Source organism: Acinetobacter sp. ANC 4805 (assembly GCF_022549495.1).
Lineage (GTDB): Bacteria > Pseudomonadota > Gammaproteobacteria > Pseudomonadales > Moraxellaceae > Acinetobacter.
Genome location: NZ_JAKZGD010000003.1, coordinates 383838 through 410033, shown reverse-complemented (window position 1 = coordinate 410033; position 26196 = coordinate 383838). Strand labels below are relative to the sequence as shown.

Annotated in this window: 25 protein-coding genes and 1 pseudogene; 11 read left to right on the top strand and 15 right to left on the bottom strand. The window is 37.5% G+C overall.

Annotated elements, in window-relative coordinates; translation table 11 throughout:
- Together MMP60_RS06410 and MMP60_RS06405 are read left to right on the top strand one after the other, a co-directional pair.
- Positions 1-94 (top strand): annotated as a pseudogene (locus MMP60_RS06410) (pyridine nucleotide-disulfide oxidoreductase); the annotation flags it as partial.
- Positions 95-251: 157 nt separating this feature from the next.
- Positions 252-596, top strand: a complete 345-nt coding sequence (locus MMP60_RS06405) for a hypothetical protein (RefSeq protein ID WP_241335492.1) — start codon at positions 252-254, stop codon at positions 594-596.
- 57 nt (positions 597-653) lie between these two features.
- Here MMP60_RS06405 and MMP60_RS06400 read toward each other — a convergent pair whose 3' ends face one another.
- Positions 654-1265 (bottom strand): glutathione binding-like protein, encoded by a 612-nt coding sequence (locus tag MMP60_RS06400; RefSeq protein ID WP_018678897.1) that lies wholly within the window; start codon positions 1263-1265, stop codon positions 654-656.
- A 242-nt stretch (positions 1266-1507) separates the two neighbouring features.
- Positions 1508-3970, bottom strand: a complete 2463-nt coding sequence (locus MMP60_RS06395; protein ID WP_241335491.1) for an ExeM/NucH family extracellular endonuclease — start codon at positions 3968-3970, stop codon at positions 1508-1510.
- Positions 3971-4154: 184 nt separating this feature from the next.
- Between MMP60_RS06395 and trmB the strand changes: the two genes are divergently transcribed.
- On the top strand, positions 4155-4871 hold the full coding sequence (trmB, locus tag MMP60_RS06390) for a tRNA (guanosine(46)-N7)-methyltransferase TrmB (RefSeq protein WP_241335490.1): 717 nt from the start codon (positions 4155-4157) through the stop codon (positions 4869-4871).
- A 164-nt stretch (positions 4872-5035) separates the two neighbouring features.
- On the opposite strand, the gene MMP60_RS06385 is transcribed toward trmB, so the two are convergent.
- From MMP60_RS06385 to MMP60_RS06360, 6 genes are all read right to left on the bottom strand, one after another.
- On the bottom strand, positions 5036-6751 hold the full coding sequence (locus MMP60_RS06385; protein WP_241335489.1) for an amidohydrolase: 1716 nt from the start codon (positions 6749-6751) through the stop codon (positions 5036-5038).
- A gap of 290 nt (positions 6752-7041) precedes the next feature.
- The gene (locus MMP60_RS06380; protein WP_241335488.1) at positions 7042-7821 is read right to left on the bottom strand and encodes a Rossmann-like and DUF2520 domain-containing protein; all 780 of its coding nucleotides are present in this window, start codon (positions 7819-7821) and stop codon (positions 7042-7044) included.
- A gap of 116 nt (positions 7822-7937) precedes the next feature.
- Positions 7938-8498, bottom strand: a complete 561-nt coding sequence (locus MMP60_RS06375) for a hypothetical protein (RefSeq protein WP_241335487.1) — start codon at positions 8496-8498, stop codon at positions 7938-7940.
- Positions 8499-8687: 189 nt separating this feature from the next.
- Positions 8688-9920, bottom strand: coding sequence for a dihydroorotase (locus MMP60_RS06370; RefSeq protein WP_241335486.1), 1233 nt, complete (start codon positions 9918-9920; stop codon positions 8688-8690).
- Positions 9921-9932: 12 nt separating this feature from the next.
- Positions 9933-10949 carry an aspartate carbamoyltransferase catalytic subunit gene (locus MMP60_RS06365; RefSeq protein ID WP_241335485.1) on the bottom strand — a complete coding sequence of 339 codons (1017 nt, stop codon included), beginning with the start codon at positions 10947-10949 and terminating at the stop codon, positions 9933-9935.
- Between the two features lie 120 nt (positions 10950-11069).
- Positions 11070-11438, bottom strand: a complete 369-nt coding sequence (locus MMP60_RS06360; protein ID WP_241335484.1) for a hypothetical protein — start codon at positions 11436-11438, stop codon at positions 11070-11072.
- A 439-nt stretch (positions 11439-11877) separates the two neighbouring features.
- Between MMP60_RS06360 and rlmKL the strand changes: the two genes are divergently transcribed.
- Positions 11878-14082, top strand: a complete 2205-nt coding sequence (gene rlmKL, locus MMP60_RS06355) for a bifunctional 23S rRNA (guanine(2069)-N(7))-methyltransferase RlmK/23S rRNA (guanine(2445)-N(2))-methyltransferase RlmL (protein ID WP_241335483.1) — start codon at positions 11878-11880, stop codon at positions 14080-14082.
- A gap of 16 nt (positions 14083-14098) precedes the next feature.
- Here rlmKL and MMP60_RS06350 read toward each other — a convergent pair whose 3' ends face one another.
- Positions 14099-14518 (bottom strand): hypothetical protein, encoded by a 420-nt coding sequence (locus MMP60_RS06350; RefSeq protein ID WP_241335482.1) that lies wholly within the window; start codon positions 14516-14518, stop codon positions 14099-14101.
- 628 nt (positions 14519-15146) lie between these two features.
- Here MMP60_RS06350 and MMP60_RS06345 point away from each other — a divergent pair.
- Positions 15147-15725, top strand: a complete 579-nt coding sequence (locus MMP60_RS06345; RefSeq protein ID WP_241335481.1) for a flavin reductase family protein — start codon at positions 15147-15149, stop codon at positions 15723-15725.
- A 40-nt stretch (positions 15726-15765) separates the two neighbouring features.
- Here the strand turns inward: MMP60_RS06345 and MMP60_RS06340 are convergent, their stop codons facing one another.
- Both MMP60_RS06340 and MMP60_RS06335 read right to left on the bottom strand, forming a co-directional pair.
- Positions 15766-16338, bottom strand: coding sequence for a hypothetical protein (locus MMP60_RS06340; protein WP_241335480.1), 573 nt, complete (start codon positions 16336-16338; stop codon positions 15766-15768).
- A 171-nt stretch (positions 16339-16509) separates the two neighbouring features.
- Positions 16510-17280 carry an SDR family NAD(P)-dependent oxidoreductase gene (locus tag MMP60_RS06335; RefSeq protein ID WP_241335479.1) on the bottom strand — a complete coding sequence of 257 codons (771 nt, stop codon included), beginning with the start codon at positions 17278-17280 and terminating at the stop codon, positions 16510-16512.
- A 92-nt stretch (positions 17281-17372) separates the two neighbouring features.
- Here MMP60_RS06335 and MMP60_RS06330 point away from each other — a divergent pair, with 92 nt between their 5' ends.
- Positions 17373-18476: an AraC family transcriptional regulator gene (locus tag MMP60_RS06330; protein ID WP_241335506.1), complete on the top strand. Its 1104-nt coding sequence runs from the start codon at positions 17373-17375 to the stop codon at positions 18474-18476.
- 23 nt (positions 18477-18499) lie between these two features.
- Here the strand turns inward: MMP60_RS06330 and MMP60_RS06325 are convergent, their stop codons facing one another.
- Positions 18500-19141 (bottom strand): TetR/AcrR family transcriptional regulator C-terminal domain-containing protein, encoded by a 642-nt coding sequence (locus MMP60_RS06325; protein WP_241335478.1) that lies wholly within the window; start codon positions 19139-19141, stop codon positions 18500-18502.
- Positions 19142-19200: 59 nt separating this feature from the next.
- On the opposite strand from MMP60_RS06325, the gene MMP60_RS06320 reads away from it, so the two are divergent.
- A complete protein-coding gene (locus MMP60_RS06320; RefSeq protein WP_241335477.1) occupies positions 19201-20076 on the top strand; it encodes an alpha/beta hydrolase in 876 nt (291 codons plus the stop codon).
- 166 nt (positions 20077-20242) lie between these two features.
- Positions 20243-20875, top strand: coding sequence for an FMN-binding negative transcriptional regulator (locus MMP60_RS06315; protein WP_241335476.1), 633 nt, complete (start codon positions 20243-20245; stop codon positions 20873-20875).
- Here the strand turns inward: MMP60_RS06315 and prmC are convergent.
- Together prmC and prfA are read right to left on the bottom strand one after the other, a co-directional pair.
- Positions 20872-21690, bottom strand: a complete 819-nt coding sequence (gene prmC / locus MMP60_RS06310; RefSeq protein ID WP_241335475.1) for a peptide chain release factor N(5)-glutamine methyltransferase — start codon at positions 21688-21690, stop codon at positions 20872-20874. The genes MMP60_RS06315 and prmC overlap by 4 nt on opposite strands.
- Positions 21690-22778: a peptide chain release factor 1 gene (gene prfA / locus MMP60_RS06305; protein ID WP_241335474.1), complete on the bottom strand. Its 1089-nt coding sequence runs from the start codon at positions 22776-22778 to the stop codon at positions 21690-21692. The genes prmC and prfA overlap by 1 nt, the downstream gene beginning before the upstream one ends.
- A gap of 311 nt (positions 22779-23089) precedes the next feature.
- On the opposite strand from prfA, the gene trmA reads away from it, so the two are divergent.
- Both trmA and MMP60_RS06295 read left to right on the top strand, forming a co-directional pair.
- A complete protein-coding gene (trmA, locus tag MMP60_RS06300) occupies positions 23090-24175 on the top strand; it encodes a tRNA (uridine(54)-C5)-methyltransferase TrmA (RefSeq protein ID WP_241335473.1) in 1086 nt (361 codons plus the stop codon).
- A 260-nt stretch (positions 24176-24435) separates the two neighbouring features.
- The gene (locus MMP60_RS06295; protein ID WP_018678268.1) at positions 24436-24663 is read left to right on the top strand and encodes a hypothetical protein; all 228 of its coding nucleotides are present in this window, start codon (positions 24436-24438) and stop codon (positions 24661-24663) included.
- Positions 24664-24707: 44 nt separating this feature from the next.
- Here the strand turns inward: MMP60_RS06295 and MMP60_RS06290 are convergent, their stop codons facing one another.
- Positions 24708-25448, bottom strand: coding sequence for a phosphodiester glycosidase family protein (locus MMP60_RS06290; protein WP_241335472.1), 741 nt, complete (start codon positions 25446-25448; stop codon positions 24708-24710).
- Between the two features lie 171 nt (positions 25449-25619).
- Between MMP60_RS06290 and MMP60_RS06285 the strand changes: the two genes are divergently transcribed.
- Positions 25620-26171: a lecithin retinol acyltransferase family protein gene (locus tag MMP60_RS06285; RefSeq protein ID WP_241335505.1), complete on the top strand. Its 552-nt coding sequence runs from the start codon at positions 25620-25622 to the stop codon at positions 26169-26171.
- The last annotated feature ends 25 nt before the right edge of the window (positions 26172-26196 follow it).

The window sequence follows — 26196 nt, the reverse complement described above, 5'->3', positions numbered from 1 at the left end:
CACCGTGCCTTATAAACAAATCATCATTGCCACAGGTGAAGGCGCGAAAGCATCGTTGTCTGCTTTTGATTATATGATTCGATCTGGGCTTTAAAACGATCTAAAACATGTCTACGCATTTACATTTCCAAATGTAAGTGCGTGTTTTTACAAGTTATCAACAAATTTTCAACTTTATTATTCATACAGTTTATGTTTATATTTTCGCTATCCATACCTATTGGATGCCACAAAGAAAAGGAAACATGAAAATGAATAAATTACTTGTTGCATTAGGTCTCGCTGCTACTGTTGCACTTGTAGGCTGTAATAAAGATAAAGCACCTGAAACAGGCGCAACAACGGGTGAACACTTAGAGCATGCTGCTGACCAAGCAACTGCTGACATGAAAACTGCAACTGAAGCTGCGACAAGTGATGTTACAACTGCTGTAACGACTGCTGCTGATCAGATTGATGCTGCTGCTGATCATACCGCAACGGCGACTGCTGAAGCTGCTGCAAAAACCGAGGCTGCTGCACGTGATGCAACCGCTAAAGTTGCTGGTGCGGTTGAAAACGGCGCTGCTGATGTAAAAGAAAAAGCGCAACAATAATTTTTTGTTGAGATAAAAAAGCCTCTGATCACAGAGGCTTTTTTATGCAGCGAAAATTTAACCAAGTAATCCTTCATCACGCATCGCAATTTGTACAGACTGACGTTCAGCCACTTTATTCCGTAAAGCGATAATATGAATATAAGGTGTTAAGTCATGTTCAATATGATTTGACCAATTTGTAATTACAAATAGATACGCATCTGCTGGTCCAAAATTATCATCAACTAAATAATCATATTCTGATTCAGCTAAATAATTATCAATATATTTAAGCAAACGATCAACTTCAGCATAAGCTTTGATTTTTTCATCAGCAGTTAATTGCCCACTAAAGAAAACAGCATAGGCGTCATGCAACTCTGAATTTAAATATCCCAACCATTCAAGAACTTTGGCACGTCCCATCCCTGACGGTGGAATTAAATCCTGCTTCGGATCATGCTGAGCTAGAAACGGTAAAATCGCAACGTTCTCAGTCAAAATCAAACCTGGGTTAATCTCTAAAGCTGGAACATAACCTTTTGGATTAATTTCATAATAATCAGCCCCTTTAGAGGTTTTATGTGTTCTTAGATCAACGCGTTCTAAATCAAAATCTACATTTATTTCATTTAAAATAATATGTGCTGCCAATGAGCAAGCACCAGGTGAATAATACAACTTCATGTGTGATCCTTGTTATCTAACTCTTATGTTCTAAATCGCTTTACGTTAATTTGCAAAATATGTTTCCACAAATTTGTCAAAAAAAGTAAAAAATACTTAATCATCTGACTATTAGTGAAATTACATGATTTTGCAAGTAGTCTTATGTCAACTTTTTATTATCATCGTATATATCCTGTTCAAACAGATCAGATTTTTAAGGAGTATAGAAAATACCTACACTCCTCTCTTTTTTGTATAGATCAGCGTTTTTTTCTTGAATAAAGCGAATAACTTGCTAAACCGAATAACCCTAAGATGGATAACCACCCAAAACTACCCGCTGAAGCGTTTGAAATAGATGGGCCATTTTCAGCATCATTCAAATCAAGATCAACAATCACAGGATCATGATCTGAAGAACGATAAGCATCCTCGGAGAAAAATAATGCTTTCTGCGCATCCGTTTTATATTCTTCGTTGTAATCTAAAACGGTTGGTTCATCGGCATTGATGTGCCAAGCAAATGCTCTTTTTACTTTGCTATATAGATTTGCATCGGCAATTGCATGGTCTAAATTGCCTGCACCGCCATAACCATCAGCATTACTTGCTACACCAAACACATAACTATAAGCTTGCTCGCCTTGCCCTACCACTTTGTCATTTAACAAGACTTTATAATTCGCTTTTTCAAAGACTTGAATTGGGTCTTCTTTGGCATAACTATTCATATCACCTAAAAGTAAAATATTTGGCTTTTCGACTTGCGTTGGGTTTTTCGCCATCCATTGAACCAATTGTTCGACAGCTTTCACACGTGTTGGATTCCAACAACCTTGCCCGTCTTTTTGATCAGCATCTGTTGTTTGAGTATCAACGCCAGTACACCCCTTAGATTTCAAATGATTTGGAATAATCGTAAACATTTGCTTTCCAGAAATCGGTTGGAAAGTTTGCGCAATCGTTGTTCTATTCTTATCACCTAAATCAAGCATAACTGGTTTATTAATAGGTTTTACACGTTTACTGTTATAAATAATAGCAACAGCAATCACATCCGTTCCCAAGCGATCTCGATTTTCAGGAATCACATATTTCCAATCAGTGCCTAAAGCTTGGGTTAAATATGCAATTGCACTATTTTTATCATAGCCATTGTTTGCGATTTCCATCAAACCATACACATCCGCATCAATTGCCTTTAATGCTTTGATAATTTTACGATGTTGTTTATCAAACTCAGCTTGGCTCGTTGCACCACGTTCAGTAGGGAAACCTGTTTTACCATTATCATAATTCAAGACATTGAATGCTGCTGCACGAATCAGCTTGGTATCTTTCACTGCAACATTCTGTCTCGATTGAGTATTGCTCACAACCTCTGGCAGGCTACGCCCTTGTATAGGCTGGATACGCCAACCATTAAAGCGATATTCTAAAATCCCTTCAACATTTTTAAGTTGATCGCCTGAGCGCAAACTATTTATTGCACTAAAATTCTGCGGCAACCAAGGTGTTCTGTTCTGATTGTTATAGCCATCATCCAAAATAATCTTTGATAACAAATTTTTCTGTGCAAGTGCTTTTGCCTCAGCGGACAAAGGTGGATATAAATTAGTCGGAATGAACAATCGCTCCTTACTTAGTGACAGCTCACCGAAGCGACCATAGTTATAGTTTTCACTGATGGTTAAAGTCTGTGGCAGTTTCACCAACATCCCTTGATAAAGTTGCGGTGAATTTGCAGTTAACTCAGTCAAACTATTAAATGGTAAATCAACGCTTTTAGGCTGCACTTGACTTGCAGCATTAGAATTACAGGTCAAAATATCTTGCTGTAACTGATCAATCTGTAATTGGTTTTGATACGCAGTCAAACGCCCCCGTAGGATCACCTCATCTCCAACTTTTCCGCCTTTAACTGAGCTACTCGCTGGGATATAAACAAAAATCGCATTACTCAAATTTGCTTTGGCTTTGCTATCAACAGTTTGAATATAGAAACCCGAAAAACCATTTTCATAACGATAATCCGCAGTGATCACACCACGTAGCGTATAGTTTTGCCCTTGAGTTGCTTTATTATTTAAATCTGCAATCGCGGTGTCCGTACTAGAGCAACTCACTGTTTCACTGATAGGAGGTGTTGTTGCTGAACCTGTTATATTTGAAAAATCATTCCGATCCTTCCATGCACGCCATGAACCATCTAAATCAAATGCTGTTGTTGGATCAATTTCAGTTACAGGATTGACCGTTTGCAAGCGAGTAAAACTATTCGCTTTACTGATGGTAGTTGTTCCCCAACCGCCTGATGTAGGTTGTTCACCTAATCGTCCAAAACGATCAATCACTTTCCCTTTATAAACTAATAATATTGCATCATCGCCATTAAACGTAAATCCAGCGACTTGATTAACCTTATCACCTAGCTCAATTTGTAAGGCAGCATGTCCAACTAGAAAGCGTCCCTTACTTTTAAGGTTCCCTTCTAAAGGAAAAACCAAAGGCTTCAATGTCGTGCCATTATTAAACTGTTGGATCTCATAATCAGCCAAGTTAACCGATGTCGCATCTGGATTATAAATTTCTAATCCCTTTTTATTGCTATTGCCATCAATATACTGGCTAAACATGAGCTGCGCATGTGCCACAGAAAATATCGAAGATGCACCCAACAATCCTAAACAAACTGCAATCGAATGGAATTTAAAGTTTTTCATAAATTTTTTACTTAATGTTCAAATCGACATTAGGCTATTCAATCTGTGTGACAACGACATGAAGAATTTTTTACAAGTTTTAGGCAATCAAAAAAATGAACCCTTAAATAAAGTCATTTAAACATTTGACTTGACCACCTGAACACTTAAAATACGGCATTTCTATCTTTATATCTCCAGAATCATGTCAAACGATCAGTTAGAAATGCAAATTACGGAACTCGACAATTTGCCAGAGCACCGTGAAATTGTGACGTTTATGCGTCGTTCAGCTCCGCTCAATACTTCACAACGTACTGCTTTAGAAGATTATCGTGATTTAATTTTGGAATATCCTGTTGGTGATTTACGTCAACACTTTGAACACCCTGAGCGCCCATTAACAGTCGAAATCGGCTTTGGTATGGGTCGTTCTTTAATGTTAATGGCAAAAGCAAATCCTGAGCGTAACTTTGTCGGGATTGAAGTGCATATTCCTGGTATCGCACAATGTGTGTATGAAGTCGGTATGGCTGGTTTAAAGAACTTGTTTGTACTCGATGCAGATGCGATCCAAGTACTACGTGAAATGCCAGACAATAGCATTAACTGTATACAGCTTTATTTCCCAGACCCATGGCAGAAAAAACGTCACTTTAAACGTCGTTTTGTGATTCACGAGCGTATGCAACTGGTTGAACAAAAGTTAGAGCTTGGAGGTACATTTCACGCTGCAACTGACTGGGAACCGTATGCAGAATGGATGCTTGACGTTTTAGATCATCGTCCTAATCTAGAAAATCTAGCAGGTAAAGGCAATAGCTACCCTCGCCCTGAATGGCGTCCAGTGACTAAATTCGAACGTCGTGGTCTCGAATCAGGTCACAAAATTAATGATTTTATTTTCAAAAAAATCAAATAATTAGCATCATCAAAGAACAAAACCTCGCTCCATTATTCTATAGTGGAACGAGGTTTATCTTTATCAACCGACTTATCTAAACATCACAATCATCTCTCAATCATTTGGGTATATTCTGAAAAATACATCCACATTAATATACAAATGACATCCATCGTGGAATATCATTCCATATATACGGTGTTACCTTCTTTAATTGTTTGAATAACTTTTATATCTTTGATTTGAAGTGGCTCAATCTTTAAAGGATTTTGATCAAGTATAACAAAATCAGCTAGTTTCCCTTTTTCCAGTGTTCCTTTAGTATCTTCTTCAAAATACTGGTATGCCGCCCAACTCGTAATTGAACGCAAAGCATTATAAGGACTTACACGCTCATTTGGGCCAATCACATCACCAGAACGGCTCACCCGATTTACCGTTGCATACAGAATCATAAGACTGTTCGGCAAAGCGACTGGAGCATCATGATGCTGCGTAAAAATCATGCCTTTATTTAATGCGGTTTGCCCTGGTGAAATACGATAAGCACGTTCTTTCCCAAGGGTCACATCTCGATGCCAATCTCCCCAATAATAAGTATGCATAGCAAAGAAGGAAGGGATAATTTTTAACGCTTTCATACGATCCAGTTGATCATAACGAGCTGTTTGTGCATGAATCGCGACTGCTCTGCGATCATCATTCCCATATTTGTCTGCTGCTTTATTCACAGCATTTAAATATTCTTCTAAAGCAGCATCCCCATTGGTATGAGCTAAAAGCTGCCAATGATTCTTATATGCAGTTTCTACGAGTTGTTCCACATTTTTTTCATCAGGAATCGCTGGATAGCCAACATAATTATTTTGCTGTCCTTCTGGAGGTTGCTTATAAGGTTGTGTCAACCACGCTGTACGCCCTTGTGGCGACCCATCTAAGGATAATTTAACACCTGCTACTCTAAAATGGTTGGTGTAATCTCTCTGGACCCCAACCGTTTCCATATAAGGCAATTGTGCTTGAATATCAGGGTAACATGCGACATCAACAACTAACCTTTTTTGTTCACCCAAAGCTTTCCATGTATCGCATGCTTCTTTTGTTGCTCGCCCTTCTTGAAGCGTCGTGAAACCGAATCGTAGATATGACTTAACACCAGCTAATGCGATCTGCTCATTTGCTTGTTGGTCTAATTTGGACATCATCTTCATGAGAGGCATAAAAAAAGCCATTTCTTCAAGAACCCCATTTGGTTTCTCTGAATTCGGCTCTCGTCTTATTTTACCCCCTGCTGGATCTTGAGACTTTTCATTATATCCTGCCAATTCTAGGGCTTTATGATTCATTGCAGCTAAATGCCCTGACTGATGTATTACCACCACAGGATGTTCTGTTGAAACTTTATCTAAATCATCGGCAGTTGGGTGACGCTGCTCTTTTAATTGTGCATCATCATAGCCAAAGCCAACAATCCATTGATATTTACCCACTATATTTTTCTTATCTTCTTCCCACTGATCTAATGTCCGAATAAGCGAAGGAATATCTGTCACTTTACCATCGGGAGGAGCTAAAAGATTGGCTCCAATTGCTTGAACACCAGAGTTAAAGGCATGCCCATGTGCATCAATAAAGCCTGGTAACAGAGTCTTTCCATGTAAATCTATTTTTTGGCTATTTGATGTAATTTTCTTTGCATCATCCAGTGAACCAACAAATAAAATTTTTCCATTTTCAACTAATATTGCTTGTGCATATTGTGGTTGCTCGCCCACCATCGTAATAATATCACCATTAAAATAAAGTTGTGTTTTGGGTGATGCAGAAGGTTGTGTTGTGGCTGCTGTACAACCGACAAGTGAAATTACAATTGGAAGGGTTAAAAGCATTTTTTTCATGATTATAGTTACTCATTTTTTATTCAGCAAAAAGAGTGTACATCAGTTTATTTTTCACTCATACAGAAGAAATAAAATTTATTTTTATTAACAATCATTAATATTACAAAAAATCACACAATAATTAATTTTTAGTTATATTTTAATAGTATATCGACAATCCAAAACAAAAATAACTTATAAATATTATTGTTTTTATCAGATCTCATTATTTAAAAACCAAGTTTGACATATTATAAATTCCACAAAAATCATTTACTATTTAAAAACTATTTTAATAACAATCATCTTTACTTTAAATGATGTCTTTTTAAAATACCCTCACTCATTAATTCATAAACTTTACTTAAATCTTCTCGCTTAGATATTGCCAAGAGTTGACTATGCATATTTAAAATATTTTGATCTCCGCGCATCGCAGGGCCAGTTTGCATCAGTTTAGGATCACTCACTATTACTTTATTCGCTGTCTCAACAATTAATGGAAAAAGCAAACTAAAATCAACTTGCTCCGCATCAACGATTTGCTTTGCCATGTCATAACAATAGTTACTAAAATTACAAGCAAACACAGCAGCTAGATGTAAAGTCTGCCGCTGTTTAGAACTATATTGATACACACGATTGCTAAGACTATTTGCTAATACGGTCAATAATGCTAAATCATCAGCATGACTCGCTTCAACAAATAAAGGGGTTTCAGACCAATCAACTTCTCTTTCAAAACTAAAGGTTTGCAACGGATAAAAAACACCCACTCGCGGATGTATTTGTCCGAATATATCTAAACTCGTACTGCCTGAAGTATGAACGATGAGACTGTTTGGTAAATATCTTGCTATAGATTGAATAACAGCAGGAATTGATTGATCACTGACAGCAACAATAACCAAATCCGTTTGTTGATTGAGTTGTTCACTTTGATTGATTGCCTGTGCATTCACTTGGTTTGCTAAAGCTTTTGCATGGTCTAAATTTCTACTAAGAACTTGAACAATTTGGTGCTGTGCCATTAATGCTTTTGCCAAATGCGTAGCAACACGCCCAGCACCAATAAATGTAATTTGCATAATCTTGATCTAAAACGATTTCCTCACGACAAGCATGCCAATAAAAATAGATGGAATCAATTCATCTTTACTTCAACATTCAAATACTGCGTCATGCTTTACTTGTCGTATTCAAATTAAAAACCATATAAAAATAACAATAAACTCAACATTATAACAGCAATCACAGACCATAAAACATAAGTTTTATTCACCGTAACTTTAGTGGAATTACCAAAATCAAGCTCCGCAGTAAATGAACTTGGCAACAAACCTAAGGGAATTAGAAAAGCGATTGCCCATGCAGGTACATGTGAATGAATTGAGTCTATATGTTGTTTTAAATAATGGATAATACTTGAGGTATCATTACCAGCTTCACTTGTTAATGCTGCAAGACTTCGTGGAATAGCACTATTAATTGTTTTTTCAGCCTCTAAAGTATTCATTTTCCCACTGATCAAATTTATTAAGAGTCCATTTTTAGCCTGTTCATTTTGACCAAACACATCTGATAATGAAGGAGTCGTTGTATCGTTTAGTTTCTGAATTAAATCTGGTCTAGCATCCAAAATAGAAAGGAATATTGGGTAAAATTTAGATAATAATGCACTTTTCTCATTTTCTAGTCCATCAGGATTATTTAAAATAATAGAGGTCACTTTTTGTCTTAATAATTCTATTGGGTTTATTGACATTGTTATCACTCCAACAAATTTATAATATTCAGAGTATCTTGCAAAATATTACAAGTTATCTCATTTTTATTCTAATCACTTATTTCATTCTTATTTGTTTTATTTAAATTTAAATACAATATTGATATAACAATTTACAAAACAGAATAAGGCTAAAGATCTACCTTATTCTGCTTGTCGTATATATGCTTATATAAAAGCACTTACAACTTTACCAGTTAATGTTTGCCCAAGCAACGGCGTATTTTTACCCTGAGAAACGATCGTTTCTTTAGAAACCAGCCATTCTAATTCTGGATCAACCAAAACCCAACCTGCTTCTTGCTGCCACCGCTTAGTCATATTTGCAACTTGTGCAGGAATTGAAGTAACTTTTTCAACCCATTCTAATGGTTCAAACAGACCTTCTTGAATCAGTTGCACACCCAAAGCGACATAAGTATCAAAAGCCGTTATTCCTGGTTGCGTTTCTGCAAAAGGTGCCATTTTCGCTGAGCTACTTAATGGTTCGTGATGGGTACAAATTGCATCAATCACCCCGTCCTTAACCCCTTGACGCAACAATGCTTTATCTTGCTCAGAGCGTAATGGTGGACGAACATGCGCAAGTGAGTTAAAACCATCGGTCAATTGTTCAGTTAAATGCAGTTGATGCATTGCTACATCCGCAGTCACTGGCAAACCTTTGGCTTTAGCTGCACGAATCAATTCAACTGATGCACCACAAGACAATAAGCCAAAATGTGCTTTCACACCCGTTGCTTCGATCATGAGTAAATACTTTGCAATGGCAACTGTTTCAGCAAGCGCAGGAATCATTGGTAAACCTTGACGAGAGGCAATAAAGCCTTCATGCGCACAACCATCTTTTGCCAATTGTGGTTCTTCTGCATAAAATACTACGGTCAAATCTAAGCCAGCTGCATATTCAAGCGTACGAATAACAACATCATCGTTTTCAAATGCTGCATTGGCATTGGAAACGGCAGTACAACCACCTTTCTTTAAACCTGCCATATTCGCTGGTTGCTTTCCATTTAAGCCTTGTGTCTGTGCGCCAATGATGTGCAGATGAATACCGCCATCTAATTGTGCTTTTTCGATTAGACCATGAATAAGCGCACCATTATCTTGCACAATTGGCTTTGAGTCAGGTGGTGTAATGACATGCAAAATACCATTGGCACGTGCCGCTTTGCCTTCTGACTTTAAAGTGCCATGTTGCTGCTGCCCCGGTTCACGTAAACGAGCACACAAATCGACCATCGTTGGCATTAACCATTTGCCTTGCCCATCAATTGTTTCATCAACTTGGTCTACAGCACCAATGAACTTGCCATTTTCAATATAAACTGTTTGAACTTGATCAGTTTTTTGAATTGGATTGAGCACACGGACATTTTCAATTTTTACAATACTCATGTGATCTATCCCTTACAGTGCAATCGCTTCAATTAAACCTTGTTCTTGTAACTGCCCTTGCATTGCAAGAGCTAATACCGCCATACGAACAGCGATACCATTGGTGACTTGCTTCAAAATCACAGATTGATCACCATCAGCAACACTTGAATCAATCTCAACCCCACGGTTCATTGGCCCAGGATGCATAACAATACAATCAGGTTTGGCTAAAGCAAGACGCTCTTTATTTAAACCATACATTTTATAAAATTCAGATTGAGAAGCTAATGCAGGCGAATCAATACGTTCATTTTGAATACGTAAAGCAATGATGACATCACAATCTGTCACACCTGCATCCATTTGATTAAACAAACGAACATGCTCACCATATTCATTAAAACCAACAGGTAACAAAGTATTCGGTGCAATCACGCGAATATCTTTGCAACCGAGAGTCTGTAATGCTGCGACATTTGAACGTGCAACACGTGAATGTTTAATATCACCAATAATCGCGACACTTAACGCTTCAAAAGGTTTTTTCGTTTCACGGCGAATCGTCAACATATCCAACATCGCCTGAGTCGGATGTGCGTGACGACCATCACCAGCATTAATAATCGCAACTTTCGGGCATACATCTTTTGCAATAAAGTGAGCCGCACCCGAAGATGAATGACGTACTACGAAAATATCCGCAGCCATTGCCTCTAAGTTCCAAAGCGTGTCACGTAAAGTCTCACCTTTAGAAGTACTTGAACGAGCAATATCAATATTCAAGACATTTGCAGACAAACGTTTTGCCGCAGCTTCAAACGTTGTGCGAGTACGAGTAGAGTTTTCAAAGAACAGATTCATGACCGTCAGTCCTTCCAATAACGGACGGTTAATCAAATTATTATTGTCGTCTAAAAAACTTTGTGCGGTATCTAAAATCTTGGTCAGGCTTTCTTTAGAAAGACCTTCAATGGTTAAAAAGTGCTTTAAATTTCCTTGTTGATTCAATTGAACCTGACTTGGTTGATGCAGGGCTGCAATATGCATAATAGATTCCTATAGGTCGAATCACCAAAACTTGCATAGTGTAGCCCAATTTCTCCACTTTCGCAGAACAACTTTTCACCATTATGTTGCAATTAATTAGGGAGTTGCAACACGAAATATTTAGCGTAATGCACCAATATAGTGATGCCCCACTTGAGCTTGATAAATTTCCTCAGCCGTTACTTCTGACGAATATGGGTCTGCACCCTCTACTGCCCCATTGAAATCATCTTTGACTTCATCTAAAGCAGCTTCAGGCTCTGGATACAAATCAACTAACGCACTTAAACGCGTCGCATAGCGTTCTAATTCTGTATCTTCTGTTGCCAAGGCAATTTCTATAATATGTTTGGCATAATTTTTATCGTGTACTAAATACATCACATCAATTACACGAGCCGATACACGTCTTAATCGAACATACATTTGTGTTGCAATTGAAAAAGCTTCGGCATTTAGTACAAGTTCATGGTTCATATTTGCTTTCATAACGTCCTCACATCGTTGGGAGAAGTGCTTGTTGATCATCCGCTTAGAGAGAAGCAAAACATGTACCAACTATTCAAATATATTCGAAAAATTATTTTCTTTACATCATGATACCCTGAGTCTATATAAGAAAAAATGGATAAACATTCCCACGATTCACATCCAATGCCTATGCTGTGAATACACTTTGAAAAGAAAATCGGACTCATCAAATACAGCACAAAAGTTTTAATCCGATTGATCGGCAGGCTACCAACTCTGTGAACAAAGGCAATAATTAAAAAATTTATACAGAACAATTCACTTTATTTGGGGGTTTGAGAGTCCAGTTTGATGTAAATAAATTTTAAAATTCCTACCAATGATGCAAATATCAACCGCATCAATACTCCAAAATCAGTTAAAATACTCGATTGCTAAAAACGTTTTGGAAATTTGAATGAACGCTAAACCACGTCTAACAGACTATTGGGTAACCTGTGCAGACGGGCTTGAAACCTTATTACAACAAGAGCTTGAAGATTTAGGTATTCAAAATATCCAACGTTTTGCTGGGCGTTTAGTATTTAAAGGGTCATTGGAAAATGCATATCGCATTTGTATGTGGTCACGTCTTGCCTCTCGTGTACTGTTACCCATCCATACTCATGAATTAGAGCACTCACATGATGCACGTGATGTTGCAGAAGAGCTCTATGAAGGTGCAATTAGCTTTGACTGGTCTCTAGTTTTTGCACCACAAAGTACCTTTGCTGTTCGTTTGCATGTAGAACGTGAAATTAAAGTCAATTCACAATTCGCTACACTACGTGTGAAAGATGGTGTTGTTGACTCATTTATGGAAGCTGTTGGAAAACGTCCAAGTGTTGATATTAAACAACCTGAAATTACACTGTATGTTTTAGCAGGAAAAACTCAACACACTTATTGCTTAGATTTATCAGGTGATTCATTACATAAACGTGGCTACCGTCACTTTATGACGGATGCACCTATCAAAGAGAACCTTGCAGCGGCAATCTTACAAAAAGCACAACTACAACAACTGCAACCCGACTTAATTCTTGACCCAATGTGTGGTTCAGGCACATTCATTATTGAATCATTAATGATTTTAACTGATCGTGCACCAGGTTTGGTACGTCGCTTTGGTTTCAATGGTTGGCATGGACATGATCGTGAATTATGGTTATCACTTAAAGATGAAGCTGTTGAACGTCATGCAAAAGCTTTAGAAGCACCATTACCAAAATTTTATGCTTATGATGCCGATTGGGAAGCCGTGAAAGCAACTCGCCAAAACATCATTGCGGCAGGTTTTGAAAAAATCCTCGATCAGATTCAAATTGAGGAACGTACTTTAGCTGATTGGGATGATTTCCATGCTGAAGGTAAAAAAGCCTTTATTGTCACTAACCCACCTTATGGGGAACGTTTAGGTGATAAAGCCTCTAGTCGATCATTCTATTTAGGCTTATCAGGATTATTACAAAAGAATTTTCCAAATCAGCCTGTTGCCGTGATTGCAGCACAAATTGAACAAGCAGATGTACTTGCTATTAACGAACCTCAAACCTTACGTTTGATGAATGGTAAGCTTCCAATTTATATCCGTTTCGGCACAGTAAAACCTGCGACCGTGGTTCAACCATTCTTGGCGACTTGGCAACCTCAGCAATTTGAAAAAATTGAAGGTGCGGAAGACTTTACCAATCGTTTGCAAAAAAATATGCAAGCCTTAAAGAAATGGGCTGTGAAGGAAAATATTTTTTGCTTACGTTTATATGATGCCGATTTACCAGATTTTAACATTGCCGTCGATTTATATGGAGATCGTTTGCATGTTCAGGAATATGCACCACCAAAAACGATTGATCCTGAAAAAGCAAAAAAACGCTTTAATTTAGGCTTGGCTGCCATTCGTGCAGTAACAGGCTTAAATCGTGATGCAATTTTTATCAAAACCCGTGCAAAACAAACGGGAACCAATCAATATGCAAAACAAAGCACAGCATCTAAACGTTTCATTGTGCAGGAAGGCAAAGCTAAAATTCTAGTCAATTTAACAGACTATTTAGACACTGGTTTATTCTTGGATCACCGCCAAATTCGCCTAAGAATTGCCAAAGAAGCACGTGGTAAACACTTCCTAAACTTGTACAGTTATACTTCTACTGCAAGTCTACATGCTGCTTTAGGTGGTGCAGCAAGTACGACGAGTGTCGACTTATCAAATACTTATTTGAATTGGTCAAAAGAAAACTTTGTCTTGAATGGTTTAACTGTAGATCATGCTGATGAACAACATATGTTCTTTGCTAGCGATTGCTTTGAATGGTTAAAAGAAGGTCATGAACAATATGATCTCATCTTCATTGACCCTCCAACATTCTCTAACTCGAAAAAGTTTTACGGCACATTTGATGTACAACGCGACCATATTTCGCTGCTTAAACGCGCAATGAACCGTTTAACCAGTGATGGCACTTTGTACTTTTCCAATAACTATCGTGGGTTTGAGTTAGATGAAGAAATCGAGGCGATGTATCAAATAGAAGAAATCACCTCTGAAACAATTGGCTTAGATTTTAAGCGTAACCAAAAAATCCACCGTGCTTGGAAAATCCAACACCCTGCGATCTAAGAAATAGCATATCTCATCATTTGAAAGTGATTCTGGCTCTTTTAATATTAGGGGAGTCAAATTCATAAATCATAAAGCGATCTGGAGCTTCACTATGGGGCTTCAAATTCGCTTTCTTTTTCTCACGGACATCCATTAGAGATGTTTTCTTTTGTTCCTCATAAGGAGACAAAGCGCCTTCTGCAAGCATACTAATCCGTATTTCACGTAAATAACGATCGCTTAGGAGACGTTGAGAACGCCACTGCTCTTCTTCTGGTTTCGTAGCATCTCGTTGAGCTTTTTCAATAATATTAGGTAATGCTCTGTTCAATACACCAGTTTGTAATGCTAAAGATCTTTCTGTCATTGGTTGTACAGCCCAGCTAATTGATGGTAAAGCTGTGATGAACATAATTACACCTATACGAGCGTAATAATGTTGCTTATTCTCCATTTTAATTCATCCTGAATTTTTTTCTTATTTATTCCGAAACTATCAAGCTTTTCATAAAATCGCAATGTTATTGGTAATATTCCTTAGAAAATCAGATAAGTTGCACTAAAATATAAAAAAAGATGGTGACGATCATCACCATCTTTTTCTCGTTTTAAAGATTCACATAACTTTGTTATATCTCTACCTTCTATTTTCAATGATTTATACTAGGTAGTTATATCGATCAGAAATCACTTTATTTGTGCGTACGAACAAAATCTACAGATTGATACTGATTCATATCAATTTAATGACAGAAGAGTTTCTAAGAAAACGCTGCTGTAAAATTGATATCTATTTGCTCCAATTTAATAAATTTATATTAAATTCAGATGCTAAGAGATAAGATGCTGTCATTAAAGCCAATGAAATGATAATCAAAATAACATCTATTGATGAGGTTCCGATGATTAGAAAAATTAGACCGGCAATGAACAACATGCAAACAGAAAGAATTCCGAGACCTTTTAACATTTTTATATCCAGAATGTGAATTACATCACAATTATTGATTGTTTCAATAATTAATTCTAGTGCTATCCATCGTCTCACTACGACCATTCATCAAATATTCCGGATTTTATATATGAATGCCCAAGAAATCATACCTGTTGAACTCACTAAAGCTTATCGCTTACTTAATCATGGTCCAACTGTTTTAGTCTCAGCACAACATGAACAAGATAAAGATGTGATGGCTGCTGCTTGGGCATGTGCTCTGGAACTCACCCCAGCTAAAGTCACTGTAGTACTCGATAAAAGTACCAAAACACGTCAGCTTGTGGAACAAAGTGGTTATTTTGCATTACAAGTACCTTGCTATGCGCAAATTGATATGGTGCATCAACTCGGTACAATTAGTAAGTTTGATCAACCAAACAAATTGAAAGATTGTAAAACCGAATTGTTCTATCAAGATGAGTTTAAAGTCCCTCTTGTAAGCGGTAGTATCGCTTGGCTTGTGTGTAAAGTCATTCCTGAGCCACATAATCAGCAAACTCACGATTTATTTATAGGATCTGTTATTGCAGCATGGTCAGATTCAAGAATCTTCCGTGATGGGCATTGGCGCTTTGAAGAGTCAAATAAAGAATTACGTAGTCTTCATTATGTTGCGGGTGGTACTTTCTATCTGATTGGGGAAGAAGTTAAAGCAAAATTATAAAACTAAAATTTAAGAAGCAATTTTTGATAAATATTGCTTCTTATTTTGATTCAATTTTCATTAACTCTGTATATAAACTATCTAAGAATTTCTGTTGCTGTGGATTATCTTTAAAATAACGTTGATAGAGCACACTACAACTTTCGACATCAGCAATATTGGCTTTGTTAAATGACCAGTCCGTAGTATCTGTTACAGTAATGCCCAGATCATCATCACAACTTTGCCACTGTCTAGAAAATTGCGTTTTGTTATTTTCAGCTAATTGATCAAAACTAGCATAAACAGAAAAACCCTTCATTTCTGAATTAAAAAATTTAGCAATCATCGTCACGGGCACACCACCCCAATCTAGGGTTTGACCTTTAGGTAATTGAATTTCAGTTAGCTTATCTTCTGCTAACAGATGCTCCTGTTGACCTTCTTTACCCCGATATTTTTCGTAAGTTAAAGTTGTTCCTGCGGGTACCACTATTTTTTTCACGACCATCACCTGTTGGGTCGTATAGTATGGATAATTAGGATTTGAGTTGCCGCCTGTTGGATTCATATTTCCAACACAACCATTTAAAACTAAACATAAGCCAATAGGCATTAAACTTAGAACTCTCATCTATTCAACTCCATATTCCACAAATAAATTAGATGACAAATTAAATAAAATAGACAGTGAGAATTGAACTTAAAATTTAGTTCATCAATACACAATATGGAAAATAAAAACAGTTGTAAATTTTCATTCACAACTGTTTTATAAATAAATCTCTAAATGTTTTAAATAAGTTTATTTCGCAGCCATGCGAATACCACCATCTAAGCGAATCACTTCACCATTTAAATATGAGTTTTCAGCAATATGTGCAACCAAACGAGCAAATTCTTCTGGGCGACCTAAGCGTGATGGATAAGGCACCATTTGCCCTAAGGCATCTTGTACATTTTGCGGCAAGCCTTTCAGCATTGGGGTTTCCATAATCCCTGGTGCAATGGTTAAAACACGAATTTGATGACGTGCTAACTCGCGCGCAATTGGTAATGTCATCGCAACCACCGCACCTTTTGATGCCGAATAAGCCGCTTGCCCGATTTGCCCATCAAAAGCGGCAACAGAAGCAGTATTTACAATCACCCCTCGATCTTCATCACCTTCAGCAACAATATTCTTGCTCATTGCATCTGCTGCGAAGCGCAACATGTTAAATGTACCCGTTACGTTGATATGTAAAGTTTTTGAGAACATAGCTAAATCATGTACAGATTCTTTGCCCACAACTTTTGATGAAGGTCCAATGCCTGCACAGTTGACTAATCCATATACCGCACCATATTTTGCAACAACATCTTTAAAGAATTGCTCTGCAGCTTGCTCATCAGTTACATCTAATTTTACAAATTCAGCTTGCGCACCTAATGCCTGTGCCTGCTGTTCACCCGCTTCAATGTTCATATCAACCAAGGTAACCGTCGCACCTTGTTTAACAAGAACCTCTGCTGTTGCTGCCCCTAAACCAGAGCCACCACCAGTAATAACAAAATGTTTTCCTTGAATTTTCATGTCCATTTCCTCGTAAATTAAAGATATAAATTTTTATAAGCGAGAGTAAAGCCAAGTTTTTTCCGATACAATTCCTAAAAGTAGCAAAAATGATGCGACTTTTGAGCATTCAACCTATTTACTCTCCTATATTTCATTTCTGTATGAGCAAAAGCACCGACCTCGATCTTAATTCCGCTAAAGATACAATTTCAAATGCTTTGATTCGTGAAGCATTGAGTGTTGCGGCAAGTCGAGGCTTAGATATTGTCAATATTGCCAATCAAGCGGGCATTTCAGTCGAACTTCTCAGCTCAACTAAAGCCCGTGTTCCAGTGACGCAATGTGCGCAATTGTGGATTGAACTGGCTGAACAGATGAATGATGAGTTTCTAGGGATGGATTGCCACCCAATGCGTCGAGGGAGCTATAGCCTATTAGCAAAATTAGCATTCAGTACCGAAACCTTAGAACAAGCTATCCAAGAGATCTTAAAGTTTCTGAGTTTAGTGTTAGATGACATTCAAGGTGAATTGGTTCAACACGACTCAAAAGCATACTTAGTCCTACATGACCGTGAACATCCTAAACGAATGTTCACCTATTCGACCTATTTGATGTTAGTCCATAGTTTAATGTGTTGGCTGAGTGACCAGCGCATTCCTTTTCAGAAAATGACTTTTAAATGTCATCAACCTGTCGAAATACAGGATTATCGTGTTCGTTTTTGCGAAGATATTCAATTTAATGCTGATCAAAATCGAATTGAGTTTGATGCAAATTACCTCAAACACAAAATCAAAAAAGATAAACAGGCTTTAAATGACTTTCTCAGACAAACGCCTTATAACCTAATCGTTCGCTTTAAAAATGAAAATTCTTTAAGCTTGCAAATCCGTCGTCAACTGCTTTTACAGCCACCCTCAGAGTGGGATGAACTCAAAGAAATCGCCCAACAACTGAATATGTCAACAGCAACAATTCAGCGCCGTTTAAAACAAGAAGGTGTGAGTTATCAGCAACTCAAAAATGATATTCGCTGTGATATTGCAATTGAACGACTCAGCAAAACTAATGACTCTATCCAAAGTATTAGTGATGATCTAAGTTTTCATGATCCAAGTGCATTTCATCGCGCTTTTAAAAAATGGACAGGAGTTAGCCCAGGTGCTTATCGCGCAAATACGTTAAAACACTCTCTCAATACTTCTTTATAAAATCAAACTACTGCTAGATTTTATCAACTTGGAAGGATTCGAACTAAAAGCATCTCTAAACCTAAATTGAAAATTTCATCATAATATTCAGTTGTCCAATACGGTAAAGCTTGTGCTAATAAGGGATATTGATGAACAAGTTCTTCAGCTTTGACGGGTTGCGTTGCTGAACTGCCCAGTTGATAACCTTTTGCCTCATCAATTCCAGCGCCAATTAAATAATAATTCAAAATTCTTAGAAAATAACTGCCTTGTTGAATTGGTAATCCTGCACTCTGAAAAATAGCTAAGACTTGGTTCATAAACTGGCTACCTGTATGGGTATTTAACTGATGAACTGCCAATACTGGAAAAAAATTGGAATATGTTTTTGCCAACGTCCGCCATTGTTGCGCGATCGAAATCAATTGTTGTTTGATCGGTAATTGTTCACTCTCAAATTGAATCGATAAAATCAGAAAGTCGACAATTTCATCAAAAATTTGATCTTTATTTTTGAGATGATAATAAATACTCATCGGTTCACAATTAAGCTTCTCAGCAAGCTTACGCAGACTAAATTTTTCCACTCCGATCTCTTCAATCATTGTAATTGATGTTTGCACAATTAATTCTTTAGACAAATTTCCCTTTGTTTTTGCCTTCTGATGAGCGGTATTTGACATAAAATTGATTACCTTGTAATTTGCCTTACAGTGTAAGTTTAATAAAAAAGAGATTAAAAATGTATCACACTCTACAAAGTTGGCATAAGGCTGGACAATATTTTTCTTTTCATAATTTTGATATTTTTTACCAGCATTCAAGCAAAGCCGAAGTAGAAACCATCTTTCTGATTCATGGCTATCCTACCAGTTCTTATGATTGGTCAAAAATTTGGGATACGCTTTCAGAGCGATACCAACTTGTCGCGATTGATTTATTAGGTTTAGGCTTTTCCGATAAACCTGCACCCTATCCATATTCTGTTCAAGACCACGCTGATCAATGTATTACGTTGATTGAATATTTAAATTTAGAACATGTACATCTGATTGGGCACGATTTAGGTGTGGGCGTTATTCAAGAACTACTAGATCGACAACGGCAAAGCAATTTAAAGTTTTCAATCCAATCCACTATTTTTATGAATGGCAGCCTGTTTGCCGAAGCCTATCGCCCTCGGTTGATACAGAAATTAATGGCTTCATCATTAGGTTATTTGATTGTTCCAATGATTTCATTCCGTATTTTTTCAAAGTCGATGCAACAAATGTTTGATGCAAACCATCAACCCAGTGCTGAAGAATTAAAACAATGGTATGAGCAATTAAAATTTAAAAACGGCAAAACATGTATGGTCAGTTTAAATCAATCCATTTTTGACCGATTTAAACAGCGTGATCGGTTGGTTAATGCCCTGATCAATAGTACAGTTCCGATGTTATTGATTAATGGTAAAAATGATCCTAATTCAGGACAGCATATGGCAATACGCTACAAAGAATTGATCCCAAACCCACAGGTGATTGAATTAGAAAATTGTGGGCATTGGACGCCTTGGGAGCAACCAAGCATTGTGAAAGAATCAATCATACGATTCTTAGCAACTACAGCTTAAAAGTGTTCGCCAAGCAACAATAACAGTGATCATCATCTGTGGCTCAATAAGCAAGACATCAGATTCTAATCAACGTATGATGACCTCAGCTGCCATAATCGAGATGTATTACCTAGATTGCGAAAATGTGGATGGCTTTCTATTTACTTTTCAAAGGTTTGTATATATGTATTTACCTGAAATTTTTGAAGAAAAAAATCTTGAAAAATTATACCAACTGATCCAAGACTACCCCTTTGCAACTTTGATTAGTCATAGTGCAGAAGGCTTGGAGGCCAATCATTTACCCTTTCATTTATTGCGAGATGAGCATAGCCAAACCACCACTTTAGTTGCCCATATTGCGAGGAATAATCCTCTGCATACTCAAATTGAAGACGGCACAGAAGTTTTAATTATCTTTCAGGGTGAGCAAGGCTATATCTCACCAAACTGGTATCCAAGTAAACAGCAACACCATCAGCATGTACCAACATGGAACTATCAAGTGGTTCATGTTAAAGGAACTATTACTTTCTTATCAGATGAAAAAGCATTACGTGGCATTTTGGCTAAACTGACACGTACCCATGAAGCCAAACAAGCAACACCGTGGAAAATGTCGGATGCACCAAGTGAATACATTGCTCAAGAATTACAAGGTATTGTCGGAATTGAAATTCAGATTTCACACATCACAGGCAAATTTAAACTGAGCCAAAATCGAGATAAAATAGATGCTTTAGGTGTTATCGACGGACTGCAACAACAAGGTAATCACTGTTTAGCAAATGCCGTAGAGCAATATATTGAGGATTAAGCCTGCTTTTGCCCTAGGCTGACACGATCATTGCCACCATAATCTTTGATGGTTTGAATCCGATCAAAACCTAACTGCTCAAAAATTTCACGTACCAATTGCCCCTGATCATAACCATGTTCAAGCACAATCCAGCCATTCGGTTTAAGCCAATCTTTGCCTTGAGTAATAATGGTTTCAATATCCGCCATACCCTGCTTATCTGCAATCAATGCACGCTCAGGTTCAGACTTGAGCTTTTGCATATGTACATCTTCAGGGTCAATATACGGCGGATTCGAGACAATCAAATCAAATTTTTGTTGCTCTAAAGCTTCAAACCAAGCCCCACAAGCAAATTTCACTTGCATCAGCCCGTGTCGAACCGCATTATCCTTAGCCACATCCAAAGTCGGCGCATAAATATCAGTTGCAGTCACTTGCCATTGAGGACGTTCACATGCAAGTGCCAAAGCAATTGCACCTGTTCCTGTACCTAAATCCACAATATTCGCGTGTTGATCGAGCGGCAGTTTGAGCACCGTTTCTACCAAAATTTCGGTATCTGGACGTGGCACTAAAGTATCATGGGTGACTTTTAAATCGAGCGTCCAAAACGGTTGTGAACCTGTGACATAAGCCAATGGTTCACCCTGTTCAATACGCGCAAGCCCTTCTAAAAAAGCCTGCTCTTGCAGTTCCGTCAACTCTTGCTCAAGTCTTAATTTGAGTTCTAAAGCATTGATACCTAGAAGGTGTTCAAGTAGCCATGCCGCTTCTTGACGTTCATAACTATCAATTTCACCTTTAATTTCTAAGGCTTGAGCAATATTCATCAGCCGCCATTTTCCTGTGCCAGCATCGCCAACTGATCCGCTTGATATTCACGATGTAAACTATCCAGTAACTCTGTTAAATCACCTTCCATAATCGCATCCAACTTATATAAAGTCAGGTTAATACGATGGTCGGTCATACGACCTTGCGGGTAGTTATAAGTACGAATACGCTCTGAACGGTCACCTGAACCGACCAAGTCGCGGCGCATTTCTGAGGTTGCTGCATCAGCCGCCGCACGTTTCGCATTTTCTAAACGTGAGACTAACAAAGCCATGGCTTTGGCTTTGTTCTTGTGTTGTGAACGTTCTTCCTGACATTCCACCACCACACCCGATGGAATATGAGTAATACGCACCGCTGAATCGGTTTTGTTAATGTGCTGACCACCTGCTCCTGATGCACGGTAAGTATCAATACGTAAATCTGCTGGATTGATTTCAACTGTGGTATCTACATCGATTTCAGGCAAAATAGCGACGGTACAAGCCGAAGTATGTACACGACCTTGAGATTCTGTTGCAGGTACACGTTGTACACGATGTGCGCCACTTTCAAACTTCAAACGACCATAGACACCATCACCATCTACACGGCAAATCACTTCTTTATAACCGCCATGTTCACCCTCATTCTCAGACAGTACTTCTATACGCCAACCTTGTGTTTCAGCGTATTTGCTATACATACGGAATAAATCACCTGAGAAGATTGCGGCTTCATCGCCACCTGTACCTGCACGAATTTCAAGGTAGGCTGCATTGGCATCATTTGGATCTTTAGGAATCATCAACACATTCAATTGCTCTTCAAGCGCAACCAAAAGTGCTTTATTTTCTTTGATTTCTTCCTCAGCCATCTCTTTGAAATCAGGGTCTGATTTCATCATTTCAGCAGTTTCGATATCTTCTTCCGCTTGACGATATTTCCCCCAAACCTCGGTGATTTCAGTTAAATCATTATGCTCACGAGACAGTTTACGAAAACGTTTATTGTCCGAAATTACTTCTACATCAGCAAGTAATGCGGTCAGCTCTTCATGACGATCACAAAGTTGATCAAGTCTTAAACGGAGTGATGCTTTCATGGGCGGAATATCTCAAAACTAAAGACTCAGTGTCGATTAAAACAATCAAGCATGAGTAAAATCAAAAAATTGCGCATAGTTTACAGACTCTACTGCTTAAAAGACATAGAGAAACTTGCGAACTTACTAATCCCCTATTATTTCATCACAAATTGTTCAATGCTTAGATCAACAGAAGAAGTACAACGCCTACTCTTGAAAAATCCCGACCTATTTAATTCTAATTATTGAGAATCCTATAATTTACCTGCACCTTATACCGCTTTTTTGATACCATTCCACTTTAGATTTCACCTGTAGTTTTCTTGTTTATGAGCGTATCTTACCAACAGCAACTTCAAGAGAAAGTTGAACGTATCACCACTCAATTTGCTCCGTTCAATCCCCCTGTTTTAGAAGTGTTTCAATCACCTGAACAACATTTCCGTATGCGTGCTGAATTTCGGATTTGGCATACAGAAGATGATTTGTTCTATGCAATGTTTGAACGTGCTGAAGATGGTAAGCAAAAAGAAGTTGTCCGTGTGGATGAGTTTCCTATTGCAGATCGTAGCATTAACGACTTAATGCCACGCTTACTGCAGGAACTAAAAGCAACACCCATTTTATCGCAACGTATTTTTGAAGCAGATTTCCTCGCTACTTTAAGTGGTGAGATGTTAGTGACTTTGATCTACCATCGTAAATTAGATGCTGATTGGGAAATTGCTGCGAAAGCACTCGCTGAAAAACTCAATATTAAAATTATGGGACGTAGTCGTGGTCAAAAGGTCATTATTGGTGATGACTATGTCGTAGAGCAACTTAACGTTCATGGACGGTCTTTTAAATATAAGCAAATTGAAAGTAGCTTTACTCAACCCAATGCCCAAGTGTGCCAAAACATGCTTGAATGGGCATGTGATGCTGCTGAAGGCGCGCAAAAAGACCTTTTAGAGCTGTACTGTGGCAATGGTAATTTTACCCTGCCATTATCGTTAAAATTTAAACGTGTATTGGCAACAGAACTGGCAAAATCTTCGGTTTATGCAGCGCAATGGAACATTGAACAAAACCAAATCGAAAATATTCAGGTTGCACGCTTATCTGCTGAAGAATTTACCCAAGCATATCAAGGTGAGCGTGAATTTAGGCGTTTACAAGAAGCCAATATTGATATTCAAAGTTATGACTTTGACACGGTTTTTGTAGATCCGCCACGTGCAGGGATTGATGACGAAACACTTAAATTATTACAAGGTTTTGAGCGTATTATTTATATTTCATGCAACCCTGATACTTTACATGACAATTTAAAAACATTGACTCAAACGCATCGCGTCACTAAGTTCGCCATGTTCGATCAATTCCCTTTTACACATCATGTTGAATCAGGCGTATTACTCGAAAAGATTTAAACAAATTATTGCAAAGTAAGCATTACAAATAGAGAGTTTATATAACTCTCTATTTTTTATTAAAGTTTATCTGTTGCATTCATTCAAAAAAATGATATTTATCAAAGTCAAATTCATCAATCCGTCATAATTCCGTTAAAAATTTAAACAGTTATCGAAATAACTGAAGTTCAACTGCTGCTTTTATCACTTAAGCTGACTTGTATTTTATTTTAAAGTGGCTATATTTCGATCTATGTTAGGTTGTATATGAAGGCTCTATGAGTTTTTGGCAAAAATTGTTGAATGCAGATCAGCAATATAATGAACATAAGAATCAGACTTCTTGTGTTGAAAATGATTATTCTTGCAAATCAAATGAACAATTACTGGATGCTTTAGTAAAAGCAACCGATGACGATGTAATCCAAGGCATCAAAAAAGTCCTGATTTCTAGAGGCTATAGTCGTAAAGAGCTTCTTGCGCTGATCAAGTCGCCAATTCAATAAAAATAAATCCCCCCTAATCCTCTGATGATCAGAAGATTAGGGATTCATGACTTACAATTATTTTGAGCAACCTCGGCTACGATCGGCCCTAAATTAAAACGCTTATCATGGCGCTTGGTCTGTGCCGAATATAAACTTGAAATCGAACCATCTAGATATAGTGCATTTTCAATTTTTAAGTGCTGCTGAAAGAATTTGGCAAACTGATAAAAATTAACCCTTTGCTGTGAGATCACAAAGTACAGTTGATTATTTTTAATTCCAACACCATTTCTTATTTTTAAAGAATTTGAATCGGCTAAAAATTGGCTATTGATTTTCCCCTTATAAACCAACATTGGTCCAGATTGTGTCGCAAACTGTGCCTTAAATCCATCAGACTTATAATCTCTCGTTGTTTTAATCACAGCATATTTATTGTTCCAAGCAATGACCCCATTCGGTTGCATAAAAAAATTACCAAAACCTTCCGCCTCATTTAGCCTAATAATCTGCTTACCCTGTTCGATATACAAACCTACAGGTTGGAAATCTGGATGATACATCCCTGCATTCATTGCAAAATTTAACTGTTCACATGCTGGAAGCACGTTTTGAATATGAGAGAATTTCTGATAATAATGTTCAGTTTTTGGGTTCTTTAAAAACAATCGAAGTTGTTGTAGATGCTCGACTTTAATTACATCATAAGAAATATCATCTACTTGAATCGTTTGTTGTTGCATCGCATATGCATAAGGAATAAACAAACCAATCCATAAAGCTATAAGCCATTTTCTAAGCATAGTTTAATATTGTTCGAATCAACCGATCTCATTCTCCCATAGTGTGATAACGCATAAAAAGACTGGATACAATCTATACACACAATCTTATGGTTCAGCATGTAAATAAACTCGATTGATTCATATTTTTTGATTAAAATACACTTGTAAATACAATGACCTTGTATGAGTATGCAGCAAACACAACAACATTTCCCACTCGGCGCACATCTGATCGTCAAACACTTTGGTTATAGCCATCATGGTATTTATGCAGGTCGTGGACGTGTCATTCACTATTCTGGTTTTGCACATATTTTCAAAAAGCATCCTATCGAAATAACATCAATTCAACGCTTTGCTCGTGGAAAACCAATTTATACGAGAAACTATCCATCTCCTCGTTACAAAGCCAAAGCAATTGTTCGGCGCATGCGTTCACGAATGCATGAAAACCATTATCATTTGATTATTAACAATTGCGAACACTTGTGTACGTGGGCAATCACAGGTATTGAATCAAGTATTCAAGTTGAACGTATGCAACGCCGTCTTGCAACGATTGGTTATATTAGTTCTGTCATGAGCTATATGAATAGCCTTATGCTGACGATTGCAACTGCTTGTTTTGCATTGGTGTTATACATCAAAATGATGTTGCGTAGACAGGCAAAAAAATCTCTTCCTGCTTATTTATTACTTAGAGAGAAGAAGCTTAAAAATAGAAATTCGTTCAAATCATAGATCTTTCTATTAAAACCTCTAAGCA